General features: G+C 59.5%; 11 protein-coding genes. 6 read left to right on the top strand and 5 right to left on the bottom strand.

The genetic code is table 11. From position 1 onward, the window contains the following. Positions 1-112 precede the first annotated feature (112 nt). The 3 genes from KW839_RS05195 (at position 113) to ilvD (ending at position 4,155) form a co-directional block, all read left to right on the top strand. Complete coding sequence (locus tag KW839_RS05195; protein ID WP_218423632.1) at positions 113-1,327, top strand: MFS transporter; 1,215 nt, start codon at positions 113-115, stop codon at positions 1,325-1,327. Between the two features lie 166 nt (positions 1,328-1,493). Continuing rightward, positions 1,494-1,952, top strand: coding sequence for a transposase (locus KW839_RS05190; protein ID WP_218423631.1), 459 nt, complete (start codon positions 1,494-1,496; stop codon positions 1,950-1,952). Between the two features lie 361 nt (positions 1,953-2,313). After that, positions 2,314-4,155 carry a dihydroxy-acid dehydratase gene (ilvD, locus tag KW839_RS05185; protein ID WP_060542442.1) on the top strand — a complete coding sequence of 614 codons (1,842 nt, stop codon included), beginning with the start codon at positions 2,314-2,316 and terminating at the stop codon, positions 4,153-4,155. A 624-nt stretch (positions 4,156-4,779) separates the two neighbouring features. Here ilvD and KW839_RS05180 read toward each other — a convergent pair. The 4 genes from KW839_RS05180 to KW839_RS05165 form a co-directional block, all read right to left on the bottom strand. Then, positions 4,780-5,154, bottom strand: coding sequence for a hypothetical protein (locus tag KW839_RS05180; protein ID WP_156465519.1), 375 nt, complete (start codon positions 5,152-5,154; stop codon positions 4,780-4,782). Further along, positions 5,151-6,626 carry a PAAR domain-containing protein gene (locus KW839_RS27555; RefSeq protein WP_082457570.1) on the bottom strand — a complete coding sequence of 492 codons (1,476 nt, stop codon included), beginning with the start codon at positions 6,624-6,626 and terminating at the stop codon, positions 5,151-5,153. Before KW839_RS27555 ends, KW839_RS05180 begins: the two co-directional genes overlap by 4 nt. Positions 6,627-6,952: 326 nt before the next feature. Further along, positions 6,953-7,240 (bottom strand): DUF6124 family protein, encoded by a 288-nt coding sequence (locus KW839_RS05170; RefSeq protein WP_218423630.1) that lies wholly within the window; start codon positions 7,238-7,240, stop codon positions 6,953-6,955. A 445-nt stretch (positions 7,241-7,685) separates the two neighbouring features. Beyond that, entirely contained in the window at positions 7,686-8,741 is a 1,056-nt protein-coding gene (locus KW839_RS05165) for a haloacid dehalogenase-like hydrolase (RefSeq protein ID WP_218423629.1), read from the bottom strand. A 241-nt stretch (positions 8,742-8,982) separates the two neighbouring features. Here KW839_RS05165 and KW839_RS05160 point away from each other — a divergent pair, with 241 nt between their 5' ends. Next, entirely contained in the window at positions 8,983-10,374 is a 1,392-nt protein-coding gene (locus KW839_RS05160; RefSeq protein WP_218423628.1) for an L-cystine transporter, read from the top strand. Between the two features lie 104 nt (positions 10,375-10,478). Here KW839_RS05160 and KW839_RS05155 read toward each other — a convergent pair whose 3' ends face one another. Continuing rightward, positions 10,479-10,991 (bottom strand): dihydrofolate reductase, encoded by a 513-nt coding sequence (locus KW839_RS05155; RefSeq protein WP_218423627.1) that lies wholly within the window; start codon positions 10,989-10,991, stop codon positions 10,479-10,481. 85 nt (positions 10,992-11,076) lie between these two features. Here KW839_RS05155 and KW839_RS05150 point away from each other — a divergent pair, with 85 nt between their 5' ends. Both KW839_RS05150 and KW839_RS05145 read left to right on the top strand, forming a co-directional pair. Further along, complete coding sequence (locus tag KW839_RS05150; RefSeq protein WP_218423626.1) at positions 11,077-12,447, top strand: DUF2868 domain-containing protein; 1,371 nt, start codon at positions 11,077-11,079, stop codon at positions 12,445-12,447. Beyond that, entirely contained in the window at positions 12,440-13,822 is a 1,383-nt protein-coding gene (locus KW839_RS05145; RefSeq protein ID WP_060542449.1) for a GTPase/DUF3482 domain-containing protein, read from the top strand. Before KW839_RS05150 ends, KW839_RS05145 begins: the two co-directional genes overlap by 8 nt.

Here is a 13,822-nt window from a genome sequence, read left to right as displayed (position 1 = left end):
AAAAAGCTCAGTCCCACAATGAATAGGGAATGATCCTACCCTCCCCGCATTGACTTCCCCCTCTCAACAAATCAATCCTCGGCCACCTCTCACGGAATGAGCAGACTGACTGATGGAGTACAGCAATAAATCCACGCAAAAGGTTTCAGCCATCCTGCTGCTGATGGCCATGACGTTGCTCAGCGTTTTTCCCCTTGATGTTTTGCTGCCCTCCTTCCCTGCTCTGGCGGAACACTTCCGGACCTCTCCTGCCGACATTGCGTTATCCATCAGTTTTTTCGCTGTCGGTATCTCGCTTTCCCAACTGGTGATCGGTCCACTTTCGGACTCATTCGGGCGTAAAAACCTGCTGCTGACGGGCATGATGGTTTCGATCATCGGCGCGCTGGGCTGTGTCCTGTCGACGGAATACACCTGGTTCCTGGTATTTCGGATGGTGCAGGCCATCGGCTGCGGTTGCTTCGTGCTTTCGCAGGCACTGATCCAGGATCTGTTCGAGGGCAAGGAGCGGGACCGACTGCGGATTCTGATGATCACTGCCAGCGGGGTTTTCATTTCCATCTCGCCACTGGTCGGTAGCGTGCTGCAACAGATTCTGGATTGGCCCGGCAGCTTTTTGCTGTTTATCGCCGTGGCCGCCGCCGTATTTGTGAAGGTTTGCTTTTTTCTGGATAACCCGCGCGCAATCAAAACCTCGCGTCAGAGCATCCTCAGCTCATACCGTCTGGTATGCGGCGATATAGGTTTCATCGGCTATTGGCTGATCGCGGCGATTGCATTCACCTGCCACTTTTCCTTCATCGTGGTCTCGCCGCTGATTTTCATGGAGCAGTTGCAGCTATCGACCTATGAGTTTTCGCTGACCCTGCTGCTCTACGGAGCGGCTTACATCCTCGGAGGGGTTCTCGCCCGGTTTCTCGCCGGCCGGATCGCCCCCAACACGCAAATCATCGTGGGTCTCGGTCTGATCTTCTGTGGCGGACTGGTGATGCTGGTACTCTCAAGCTTGCTGGTGCTTTCGATCCTGACTGTGCTGGCGCCGATGATCATCTGCACTGCCGGCACCATCATCGCCCGCCCGATCGCAACTTCCAAAGCCATGGAGGTATTCCCGGAAAACGCCGGCACGTCGGCATCGGCCGGAAACACACTGGTTTTCATCTGCGGTGGTCTGACCAGCGCATTGATCAACCTGAGTGGAACAGATCTGCAAGTCACCTTGGCACTGTCTTTCCTGCTGCTCAGCTCGGCGGCGCTTGCTCTCAATGCATTAATCAATCGTCAGACCAACACCTGTAGGAGCGAGCACGCTCGCGATGGACGTTAACGATAACGCGGGAAACCTGACACCCAGCGGTGTTCTCAGGTTCATCGCGAGCATGCTCGCTCCTACAGATAAAGCGACTGGCGACACATTTTGACTCTCTGTCTTTACGACAGCCTCACCTGTGGCGTCTAAGGTTTCTCTTCCAACCACAGAAGAGGACAACGGAATGTCCAGCACGCCACACGGCCACCGTTTGCGCTCCGGCCGGCACTCAGAGCAGGGCCGGATCTATCTGCTCACTGCTGTTACCCACGAGCGAACCCCGGTCTTCAAGGACTGGCGCATGGGGCGCCTGCTCGTGCATGAATTCAGAAAGGCTCATGACTCGGGAAAGGCCACTTCTATTGCCTGGGTCGTCATGCCGGATCACTTTCACTGGCTGCTCGAATTGCACAACGGCGATTTGCCGAAACTGATGCAAACCACCAAAGCCCGAAGTGCCCGCGCCATCAACCTCCAGCGAGGCCAGCCAGAGAGGCTGTGGCAGAAAGGTTATTTCGACCGGGCGCTGCGCCGGGAGGAAGACCTGAAGGCTGCTGCTCGGTACATCATCGCCAACCCGTTACGCGCAGGGCTTGTCGACCATATCGGCGATTACCCACTGTGGGACGCCACCTGGCTCTGACATCACCGTCTCCCGTCTCCTGTAGGAGCGAGCATGCTCGCGATGGTCGTCAACGATAACGCGGGAAACCTGACAACCCACGGCGGCCTTGAGTCCATCGCGAGCATGCTCGCTCCTACAGGGTTGCGTTTGCCCACACGTCTCGTGAATGCTTGCAGGCATTCCCTCCCGCCGCCAGCCGTGTAGAATCGCCACATTCATCGCCAGTCATCCCCGGCGGGTTTATGAGCTCAAGCTGAAGCGCGCGGCGATCCCGCAAAGTTATCGGCAACTTCCGGACACACGGCCATTTCTGGGTGTTCCAGACGTCAATAGAAGCTCACTTCCCTTTTGATACCTGATTAGCCGCCCGGAGTGCTTCATGCCTGATTACCGCTCGAAAACATCCACCCACGGCCGCAACATGGCCGGCGCCCGCGCATTGTGGCGCGCCACGGGGATGAAAGATGACGACTTCAAAAAGCCGATCATCGCCATTGCCAACTCCTTCACCCAGTTCGTGCCTGGCCATGTCCACCTCAAGGACCTGGGCCAACTGGTCGCCCGCGAAATCGAACGCGCTGGCGGTGTGGCAAAGGAATTCAACACCATCGCTGTCGATGACGGCATCGCCATGGGCCACGACGGCATGCTCTATTCGCTGCCGAGCCGCGAGATCATCGCCGACTCCGTCGAGTACATGGTCAACGCCCACTGCGCCGACGCCATCGTTTGCATTTCCAACTGCGACAAGATCACCCCTGGCATGCTGATGGCGTCCCTGCGCCTGAACATCCCGGTGATCTTCGTCTCCGGCGGCCCGATGGAAGCCGGCAAGACCAAACTCGCCTCCCACGGCCTCGACCTGGTCGACGCCATGGTGATCGCCGCCGACTCCAGCGCTTCTGACGAGAAAGTCGCCGAGTACGAGCGCAGCGCCTGCCCGACCTGCGGTTCGTGCTCCGGCATGTTCACCGCCAACTCGATGAACTGCCTGGTAGAAGCCCTGGGCCTGGCCTTGCCGGGCAACGGTTCGACCCTGGCCACCCACAGCGACCGCGAGCAGCTGTTCCTGCAGGCCGGTCGCACCATCGTCGAGCTGTGCAAGCGTTACTACGGCGAGAACGACGAGTCGGTGTTGCCGCGCAACATCGCCAACTTCCAGGCGTTCGAAAACGCCATGACCCTGGACATCGCCATGGGCGGTTCCACCAACACCATCCTGCACCTGCTGGCCGCCGCCCAGGAAGCCGAGATCGATTTCGACCTGCGCGACATCGACCGCCTGTCCCGTCACGTGCCGCAACTGTGCAAGGTCGCGCCGAACATCCAGAAGTACCACATGGAAGACGTGCATCGTGCCGGCGGGATCTTCAGCATCCTCGGCTCGCTGGCCCGTGGCGGCCTGCTGCACACCCAGCTGCCGACCGTGCACAGCCGCAGCATGGAAGAAGCCATCGCCAAGTGGGACATCACCCAGACCAACGACGAAGCGGTGCATCACTTCTTCAAGGCCGGTCCTGCTGGCATCCCGACGCAAACCGCATTCAGCCAGTCGACCCGTTGGGACACCCTGGACGACGACCGTGAAAACGGCTGCATCCGCAGCGTCGAGCACGCCTACTCGCAAGAAGGCGGCCTGGCCGTGCTGTACGGCAACATCGCCCTGGACGGCTGCGTGGTGAAAACCGCCGGCGTCGACGAGTCGATCCACGTGTTCGAAGGCAACGCGAAAATTTTCGAAAGCCAGGACAGCGCCGTACGCGGCATCCTCGCTGACGAAGTGAAGGAAGGCGACATCGTCATCATCCGCTACGAAGGCCCGAAAGGCGGCCCGGGCATGCAGGAAATGCTCTACCCGACTTCGTACCTGAAATCCAAAGGCCTGGGCAAAGCCTGTGCCCTGCTCACCGACGGCCGTTTCTCCGGCGGCACCTCGGGCCTGTCCATCGGCCACGCTTCGCCTGAAGCGGCTGCTGGCGGCGCAATCGGCCTGGTGCAGGACGGCGACAAAGTACTGATCGACATCCCGAACCGCTCGATCAACCTGTTGGTCAGCGACGAAGAACTGGCTGTGCGCCGCGTTGAGCAAGACAAGAAAGGCTGGAAACCGGTGGAAGTGCGTCCGCGCAAAGTGACCACAGCGTTGAAAGCCTACGCTTTACTGGCGACCAGTGCTGACAAGGGTGCTGTGCGTAATAAGGCGATGCTTGATGGGCTATAACGTTTAACGCGTTAAGTAAAGATGCCCCGCCAAGTGCGGGGTATTTTTTGCAGCGCCTATTGAGTACATCTTACTTGCCAGCGTATTCCGAAGGCATATTCAGAACCGAGTCACAAGCCAAATTCGTCATTCGCAAGAACTAGATGTCCGCAACATCTCTCCCAGATAGAAAAGCGCCAGTAATGTTGGACTAATCATTGCCACGCTAAACCAAATTTTATTGCTGGGATGGGTTAGTGAGCCTACTAACGGAGGGGTGATAGCTACCAGCCCCATTATTAACATTAACGATATAAAGCGCCTACTGTAATATCCTGTAACACTAGGTCTATTCAGTGCCGCAAGAGCAAGCCCTACAGTCCCAGACCATGCGAATAGGCCGATCAAAATACCGAAGGCTTCACCAAACATCATAAAGACCGAGCTTAGCAGGGCCAATCCAAAAGCAGGTAAGACACCTCCGATTAGATACATAACTGGCCAAAATATGCGTAGCACCATGTATATCCACTCCATTAAAAAAGCTCGAGCCGCATAAATTCTCAGACTGATATGGGCTCCCGCCGCCCTCAGACCTTCGATGAGCGAGTCAAGGATTTACCCATGGTCTGGCAACTTGTAGTTTTATGAGATAGCGCTCCTCTGTGGAACGTCGAGTAACAGCGGCTCGATTTGCGGGGACATTCGCAGACTTCTGACTAACCCATTACGATCGAAACTAACCGTAAAAAAACGAGCCAGCGGGGTCAAAAATCCGAGTTGGTCGTCGATAAAATGTAGGCGTGCGTCGGACTTGGGAGTACTGAACCAGGAGTACCCAGGAAAATCCGGATCGATGGCCGCGCTGGAGCGCAGGCGCATGGCTTCCCATGGTTCGTCGATCACCAGCGCAATTTCCGGCTTATCCGATAGCGCTCGCATCACCGCCATTATCAGCAGAGCCGCGACTGCAATGGCTAAAACCTTCCGTCGCCACTTCATGCGTCGCAGCGGATTCATCGCACGCCCCGGCCTGCGGCTATATCGAGAATCCCCTGTTCGATCAGTGGGCGATCAGAGCGCCGTAGGAGCTCATCGAATTGCGTCGCCGCCTTGAGCACAAAGGTCATGCGTTGATGGATATCAGCCAGATTGGCAGAGTAATCGCTGCTGAAGTCAACGGTGCGACCATCTTCGCTGGGGTGGCACTGACTGGCCAGTGTCAGCTCGACCGCTGCCGCAGCACCGGAGGGGAAGTTCGTGACGTAGGAGAGATGGTTGCCACGTAGCAAGCGTACCAATTGCACATCGCTGTACATCGATGGCTGCAGGATGTTCTTCTGTTCGTGCCAAGCCAGATGCACAACACTTTCGGCAATGTTGCCGGCCTCGACGGCTTCGAAAGCTTGCAGGATTTCCTTGTGGTCATAGCCAAATTCCAATCTTTCCTGCTCAATCGGCCACAGGACCGGATATTGATCATGCCCATAAATTTTATGACGTGACTCCAGACATGTCTTGAACGCCCACAACCCACGTTCTTTATAAAAAGCATGTAGCGGAAACACATCCAGAAACAGCGTGGTATTGCCCAGCGCCAGCATGTCGTGCACGTACTTGAGTTGCTCCTGCACGAGCGACAACGGCTGGTTCGGGCTTCGCACGTCGAGCCACCACGTCGGATTGTTGTTGCGGGCCTGCTCGTAATCTCGTTCAGCCTGCTCAAGCTCGCGTGCTGTGGTCTGCCTTTCGCTCTTGCTGAACCAACCGAACAAGCCAGCGGGCTTTCTCCTATGCGCCTCCACCCGCCGTTGTTTTGCCTCCTTTTCTGCCTCTATCTTTTCGATCGAATCCGCCGCATGCAACAACCCGCAACCCACCTGCTTGGAAGCGAACGCCGCGAGACCCGCCCATTGGAAGCGCTGATCCTCCAGCCACAATCGGGCGTATGCCGCATTGATCGCACGATTACGCGCCTTTGGGTCGGAGATCAGGACGCCGCCCGGCGCCACGATGGCTTCGGCTCTTTGCTGGTAGCTGCGCCAAAGATTCTGGCAGACCTGCCCCGGCTGCTCGCTGTAGCTCGTTACAGGAGGGCTCGGCGGCGGTGCGTAGCCGGATGTGCGCGGTTCAACGGTTGGTTGAGGTACTTCGACCGGCTTGACGGATTGCGCGGCGACTCGGGCAGGCGGCGCAACGGTGCCGGCTTCAATCTGTTGGCATCTGATGGTCTGGTTGGCAATCAGCTTGGGCGATGGATCGCACTTGCACTTGCACAGGTCGCCATCCAGCGCGGGCTTGCGTCCTTCCCAATCTTCCGACAGGCGTGGGCCGACACAGATAATTGTCCCGGTGCTGTCGCATTCCGGGCATTTGACTTCATCGCCTTCACGCGCCATGGCCTGGCCATTGATGTCGCCGCGATGCCACCCGCTGAGGACCGTGCCGCCGACGGTGGTTTTAGCCCCGACTGTGATGTTGTAGCGCTTCATGCGAAATGTGCCCTTGTCGGATCGAAAGGACACACGCTAGAAGAGGCGATACGGAGGAAAAATCAGATCATTCTTTGATTGATGTAGGTTGATTCTGAAATGGAGTGTGGAAGTCGGTGCGCTCGCGATACGCCAGGATTCGCCGCAATAAAAGTGCCCCGGCGAGTGCGGGACACATTTGTTTTAGCCAATCCTTCTGTAGGAGCGAGCATGCTCGCGAAAAACCTGAAGGTGCCTCGTCGAATCAGGCTTCCAGCGTTATCGTTGACGTCCTTCGCGAGCATGCTCGCTCCTACAGGAAAGCATTCGTCCGGGCGATGCTTGCGCTAACCCTGCGGGTCGAGGTTATCCAGCGCCTGATTTACCGCCAGTTCGCCCAGCATGATGACCTGGGCGATCCCCAGCATCGTGCTGCGTTGCGAGCCTTCGAGCAGTGCGGCGAAATCGCTGGCCATGACATTGGCCGAGGCGAGGGATTCGCAGGCGTGGGCCAGGAGGGTTTCGGTGTCGAGGCCGGGGGCGATGATGAATGTTCGGCTGGGTTTGCGCGGGGTGGTGTTGATGTGGGCGGACAGGTTGTCGGTATTTGGGGGATCGGGGGTAATTTTGAGCATTGATGATTCTCCTGGAAACAGGGAGCTATCACCTTCGCTACCAAACGAAAGGTGGCAGCCATACGCAGGTTGGTAGACCGGTCCAGGGAGCCGGCGCGCTCGAGAGCGCCCTACGCATGACCACCATAAAAGCAGAGTCGAAAAACCTGCTGACGGTGTAGTCATGCGCCTGGAAAATCCGGGCTACCAAACCCGATCACTGATGGGCAGCGACGCGGAGAAGATAGAACCCGCCAAACAGGCGCACAAGTCGGCGGATTCTGAAGTAGTCGTAGTCCGTTACGCAAGAACGTGCAGGTTGTGACTGTAGGAAGAAGCCGATCAAACAGAGGCTTTCATTGCCCGGACGGGCCTCTTCGCGAGCAAGCCCGCTCCCACACTGGATTTGCGTCGTTCACAGATACAGTGTGGGAGCGGGCTTGCTCGCGAAGGCAGCGCCGCGGTCTTACTGAATCTCTTCCGGCTTGACGATCACCCAGTTCTTGTCCGCCGTCACCGGCAGCCCTTCTTTGGCCTGTGCCGCGGCGTGCTTGGCCATCATGCCGTTAATCTGGGTCATGTATTTGTCTTTGCGGTTGACCCACAGGTGGATGCCACCCTTGGCTACGTCCACATCGTGGAACAGCATGTAGCCGTCGCTGGTTGGGGTGTCTCCGCCGACAAGGACCGGTTTTTTCCACTCATCGATGTAGGTCAGGATCGCCGCATGCTTGCCGGCCATCCAGGTCGCCGGGGTCCACAGGTACGGGGTCAGTTCAAGGCCCAGGTTGGCCTTCTCGTCATATTTGCCGGCGGTGATTTGCTTGCGTGCGGTGGTCAGTTCGCCGGTCTTGGGGTCCTTGAGCAGCAACGTCACACCAATCACGTTCTGCGGTTTGACGTTGTAGCCGTACTTCGGATCGGACGCGACCATACGCACCAATTCTTCGGAAGCGGCGGTCATTACGTAGACCTCGATGCCGTTCTCCATCAGCTTGTTGTACAGCTCTTGCTGGCCGGTGAAGATTTTCGGCGGGTTGACGTCGAGTTTCTTGACCACGTCGCCTTCGTAATAAGTGGCCGGTACCGGTTTGCCGGACGCCATCATTTCATCGACGTAGCCCTTGAGCTCCTGCAGGGTGAAGCCGGAAAACACCTGGGCGACCCATGGATAGCAAACCATGTCGTCGAGTTCGCAGAGGCGGTAGTAGTAGCTGAACAGGCTTTCCTTGTGGTCGGCGGTGTCCTTGAACGGAATCAGTTTCAGGGAGGGGTCGAGCTTGTCGCGGGTGATCAGGCCCTTGTTCTCCATGAACGGCAGCAACGACTCTTCAAGGTCGTAGCGGTAACTGGTGTTGTCCATGTCGAACACCGCGTAGTTACCTTTGTTGGCGTTGGCGGCAATCATTGCGTCCAGCGCCTTGGCCTGATCGGCAGGCCAGTGTTTCAGATCGGTCGCGAATGCCTGGCCGCCGAGGCCGATGCAAAGCGCCAAGGCCAAAAACTTCGGTGCGAACTTCATTGGAAAATCTCCCTGATTTAAAGACATCGACGCTAACAAATAAGTGTGACAGCTCCCGTCTGTCAGCGACCGCCTGCGTCCCTATCGCGCCAGTTGCTGTCCCGACAGCGACATCCGCTTATTCCAAAAACGACGGACACCCTACGCTTTTGATATTAAATCTTTAGTTTTCAAGCTGTTAGGCTTACCGGTTCGCAGCTGCCCCCCAAGGCAGCCAGCACAAGTCTCACTCGGAGTTTTCATGAATCTGCCGCTGATCCTCAATCTGCTGGTGTTCCTGGCCCTGCTCGTTGGCCTGGCGCAAACCCGCCACACTACATTCAGCCTGGCGAAAAAAGTCTTGCTCGCCCTCGTGCTGGGCGTGGTATTCGGTGTGGCCCTGCACACTGTCTACGGTGCCGGCAATCCGGTACTCAAAGCCTCGATCGGCTGGTTCGATCTGGTCGGCAACGGTTATGTGCAGTTGCTGCAAATGATCGTGATCCCGCTGGTCTTCGCCTCGATCCTCAGCGCCGTGGCCCGCCTGCATAACGCCTCGTCCCTGGGCAAGATCAGTTTCCTGACCATCGGCACCCTGCTGTTTACCACCGCCATCGCGGCGCTGATCGGTATCGGCCTGACCAATTTGTTCGGCCTGACCGCCGAGGGCCTGGTAGCCGGCACCCAGGAAATGGCTCGCCTGCAAACCATTCAGAGCGACTATGCGGGCAAGGTCGCTGACCTGAATGTGCCGCAGTTACTGCTGTCGTTCATTCCGCAGAATCCATTCGCCGACCTGGCGCGGGCCAAGCCGACGTCGATCATCAGTGTGGTGATTTTCGCCGCGTTCCTCGGCGTCGCGGCCCTGCAATTGCTCAAGGATGACGTGGAAAAAGGTCAGAAAGTGATCAATGCCATCGACACCCTGCAAGCCTGGGTGATGCGTCTGGTGCGCCTGGTGATGAAGCTGACCCCGTATGGCGTGCTGGCGCTGATGACCAAAGTGGTCGCCGGTTCCAACCTGCAAGACATCATCAAGCTCGGCAGCTTCGTGGTGGTGTCCTACATTGGCCTGGGCCTGATGTTTGTCGTGCACGGGCTGTTGGTGTCAGCCGCCGGGATCAACCCGCTGCGTTTCTTCCGCAAGATCTGGCCGGTGCTGACGTTTGCTTTCACCAGCCGGTCGAGCGCGGCAACGATCCCGTTGAGCATCGAAGCGCAGACCAGTCGCCTGGGCATTCCACAGTCCGTCGCCAGTTTTTCTGCCTCGTTCGGCGCGACCATCGGCCAGAATGGCTGCGCCGGCCTGTACCCGGCCATGTTGGCAGTGATGGTGGCGCCAGCCGTGGGCATCAACCCGCTGGACCCGCTGTGGATCGCGACGCTGGTGGCGATTGTGACCTTGAGCTCGGCTGGCGTGGCCGGTGTCGGTGGTGGCGCGACGTTTGCCGCATTGATCGTGCTGCCGGCGATGGGTTTGCCGGTGTCACTGGTGGCGTTGCTGATTTCGGTCGAGCCGTTGATTGATATGGGGCGTACGGCGTTGAACGTGAGTGGTTCGATCACGGCCGGGGCGATTACCAGCCAGGTGATGCAGCAGACGGACAAAGAACTACTGGATGCGGATGAGCATTCGGAGTTGGCTCACGCTTAAGCTTTGCAGCCACTGAGTAGGCCCCTTCGCGAGCAAGCCCGCTCCCACCTTGGATCTGTGAACGACACACATCCCCTGTGGGAGCGGGCTTGCTCGCGAAGCTCTTAAGCTTTTTCCCAGACTTCGAAGTTGTACGCCGGCTTGTCGCCCTCGGCCGGATTCGGCATATTCGACACCAGTTTCCACTGGCCCAAATCAAACTCCGGAAACCACGCATCCCCTTCCGGACTCAGCGCCACGCGGGTCAAATACAGGCGATCGGCCTGAGCCAACCCTTGCGCATACAACTGCGCGCCGCCAATCAGCATCAGCTCATCGACGCCCTGTTCCTTCGCCCATTCTTCTGCGCGAATCACTGCCGCTTCCAGCGACGGATAAACCTCTGCGCCTTCCAGCACCAGATCCGCCTGGCGGCTGACCACGATGTTCAACCGGCCCGGTAGCGGCCGACCGAGGGAATCCCAGGTCTTGCGACCCATGATGATCGGCTTGCCCAGGGTGGTGGCCTTGAAGTATCTGAAGTCCCCCGGCAAGTGCCAGGGCATGCTGTTGTCGACGCCGATCACGCGGTTTTCACCGAGGGCTGCGATCAGGCTGAGGGGGAGTGATTTAGTCATGTCGGCGAGGATACCAGAGCCTTGCTTTCGCCGATAAGCGCCACAGCGGTTATGCTCACAGCTCGATTAAGCGACGGAATGCCGCGTGACTGAACTGAATAACCTCTGGCTGACAGAAACCATTCGCCTGCGCGAAGAGCACGCCGGCCCCCTGGAGGACCTTGAAGCCAACCGACTGGCCCGTAGCGCCGGCGGCGATTTGCCGTCGCGCATTTTGCGCCGGGCCCTATGGCTGGCCGAGCGCGATGGTCTGGCCGACGCCCTGAAACACTGGCTGCAAGGTGCGCGGCTGGCATTGTTGGTCTTGGCGGCGCTGGCCGTGATCAGCGGCGCCGGCCTGGCGTTTGCCGCACTGGGCGACGGCCAGACTCCGGTGAACGTGTTCTGGGCCTTGGGCAGCCTGCTCGGGCTGAACCTGATTCTGCTGCTGAGCTGGGCGCTCGGCCTGGTGTTTGCCGGCGAGCACGGTGCAACGCTGGGACGCTTGTGGCTGTGGCTCAGCGAAAAATTCGCTCGCGATGCCAAAGCCGCCCAATTGGCTCCGGCGTTGCTGCTGTTGCTGCAACGACAGAAACTCAATCGCTGGGCGATCGGCGTGCTGGTCAACAGTCTGTGGTTACTGGCGATGCTCAGCGCCTTGGTGATCCTGCTGACTCTGATGGCGACCCGGCGTTATGGCTTTGTCTGGGAAACGACCATCCTCGGTGCTGATACCTTTATTGCCGTGACCCAGGCCCTCGGCGCGCTGCCGGCCCTGCTCGGTTTCAGTGTGCCCACCGTAGAGATGATCCGCGCCAGTGGCGACGCTGCCCTGAATATCGAAAGCGCCCGCCAGGCCTGGGCCGCATGGCTGGTCGGCGTGCTGCTGGTCTACGGCGTTGTGCCGCGTCTTGTGCTCGCCGGGTTTTGCCTGTGGCGCTGGAGAGCCGGGCAGGCCGCCTTGCATCTGGACTTGAACCTGCCCGGTTACGCCCAATTGCGTGAACGGCTGATGCCCACCAGTGAGCGTCTGGGTGTCAGCGATGCGGCACCGGCTCAACTGCACCGCGTGGAGAGCGGTGTCAGTGACCAGCAAAGCGATGGTGCGCTGCTCGTCGCCATCGAGCTGGACGATCAACGCCCATGGCCGCCGCAACTGCCGAAAAACGTCAGCAATGCCGGCATCCTCGACAGCCGCGAATCGCGCAACCGACTCCTTGAACAATTAAGCCGCTTTCCCCCTGCCCGCCTGGCCATCGCTTGCGATCCGCGGCGCTCGCCGGATCGCGGCAGCCTGGCACTGATCGCCGAATTGGCGCGCAACGCCAGCGCTACCCGGGTCTGGTTGCTGCAGGCACCTCCTGGCGAAGCACTGGACGCCGAGCGTCTGGGCGACTGGCACGTGGCGCTGCAACAACTGCAATTGCCGTTCGCCGACAGTGCGCCTATGAACTGGCTGGAGACCGGTCATGACTAATGCCTGGAAACAGCCCCTGAAGCTCGCGGTGGTCGGCCACACCAATGTCGGCAAAACCTCGTTGCTGCGTACCCTGACCCGGGACGTCGGCTTCGGTGAAGTCTCTCACCGCCCCAGCACCACACGGCATGTCGAAGGCGCGCGCCTGTCGGTGGATGGCGAGCCGCTGCTCGACCTTTATGACACCCCCGGCCTGGAAGATGCCATCGCCCTGCTCGACTACCTTGAACGCCTGGAACGTCCCGGCGAACGCCTCGACGGTCCGGCGCGGCTGGCGCGCTTCCTCGATGGCAGCGAAGCCCGGCAACGTTTCGAACAGGAAGCCAAGGTGCTGCGGCAACTGCTGGCCTCTGACGCCGGTCTCTATGTGATCGACGCCCGGGAACCAGTGCTGGCCAAGTACCGCGATGAGCTGGAGGTGCTGGCCGGCTGTGGCAAACCGCTGCTGCCGGTGCTGAATTTCGTCAGCAGCGCCAACCACCGCGAGCCTGCGTGGCGTGAAGCCCTGGCACGACTGGGCTTGCATGCCCTGGTGCGCTTCGACAGCGTCGCCCCGCCGGAGGATGGTGAGCGCCGATTGTATGAAAGCCTCGCCCTGCTGCTGGAAAGCGCCCGGCCGCAACTGGAACGCCTGATCGCCGACCAACAGGCTCAACGCCTGGCTCGTCAGCAAAGCGCGGCGCGGTTGATTGCCGAATTGCTGATCGATTGTGCCGCCTGCCGGCGCAGCGTGGTCAGCGACGTCGAGCAGGAGCAGCAAGCAATCGGCGAACTGCGCAAAGCCGTGCGCCAACGGGAACAGCGCTGCGTCGAGGCCTTGCTCAAGCTCTACGCCTTCCGCCCGCAGGACGCCGCAGCCAGCGACTTGCCGCTGCTCGATGGCCGTTGGGGAGATGACCTGTTCAACCCGGAAACCCTCAAGCTACTGGGCGTGCGGGTCGGTGGCGGAATCGCTGCGGGAGCTGCCGCCGGAGCCGGAGTCGACCTGCTGGTCGGCGGCCTGACCCTCGGCGCCGCTGCACTGGCCGGGGCTATCGCCGGCGGCGCCCTGCAAACCGCGCGAAGCTACGGCAGCCGCTTGATGGGCAAGATCAAGGGCCAGCGCGAACTCACGGTCGATGACAACGTGCTGCGCCTGTTGGCGCTGCGCCAGCGACAACTGCTGCAGGCGTTGAATGTCCGAGGACACGCGGCGCTGGACAGCATCCAGGTGGCCACGCCTCAGGACAAGACCTGGCGCGAAGGCAAGCTGCCCGAAGCCCTGAACAAGGCCCGGGCGCACCCACAGTGGTCATCGCTCAATCCGCACGCGAAGCTCAATCAGGCCGAGCGACAGGAACAGGTTGAGGCGCTGGCCGCAAAGATCCTTGAGTAG

Source organism: Pseudomonas sp. PDM31 (assembly GCF_019218965.1).
Lineage (GTDB): Bacteria > Pseudomonadota > Gammaproteobacteria > Pseudomonadales > Pseudomonadaceae > Aquipseudomonas.
Note: the sequence above shows the minus strand (reverse complement) of the source record. Positions and strands in the feature narration are given on the sequence as shown.

What these genes read in the sequence shown, in the direction of transcription:
- KW839_RS05180 (WP_156465519.1), bottom strand. Translation starts at nt 5,154, where the DNA reads ATGAATCCGCTGCGACGCATGAAGTGGCGACGGAAGGTTTTAGCCATT.
- KW839_RS05155 (WP_218423627.1), bottom strand. Translation starts at nt 10,991, where the DNA reads ATGACTAAATCACTCCCCCTCAGCCTGATCGCAGCCCTCGGTGAAAAC.
- KW839_RS05165 (WP_218423629.1), bottom strand. Translation starts at nt 8,741, where the DNA reads ATGAAGTTCGCACCGAAGTTTTTGGCCTTGGCGCTTTGCATCGGCCTC.
- ilvD (WP_060542442.1), top strand. Translation starts at nt 2,314, where the DNA reads ATGCCTGATTACCGCTCGAAAACATCCACCCACGGCCGCAACATGGCC.
- KW839_RS05170 (WP_218423630.1), bottom strand. Translation starts at nt 7,240, where the DNA reads ATGCTCAAAATTACCCCCGATCCCCCAAATACCGACAACCTGTCCGCC.
- KW839_RS27555 (WP_082457570.1), bottom strand. Translation starts at nt 6,626, where the DNA reads ATGAAGCGCTACAACATCACAGTCGGGGCTAAAACCACCGTCGGCGGC.
- KW839_RS05145 (WP_060542449.1), top strand. Translation starts at nt 12,440, where the DNA reads ATGACTAATGCCTGGAAACAGCCCCTGAAGCTCGCGGTGGTCGGCCAC.
- KW839_RS05190 (WP_218423631.1), top strand. Translation starts at nt 1,494, where the DNA reads ATGTCCAGCACGCCACACGGCCACCGTTTGCGCTCCGGCCGGCACTCA.
- KW839_RS05160 (WP_218423628.1), top strand. Translation starts at nt 8,983, where the DNA reads ATGAATCTGCCGCTGATCCTCAATCTGCTGGTGTTCCTGGCCCTGCTC.
- KW839_RS05195 (WP_218423632.1), top strand. Translation starts at nt 113, where the DNA reads ATGGAGTACAGCAATAAATCCACGCAAAAGGTTTCAGCCATCCTGCTG.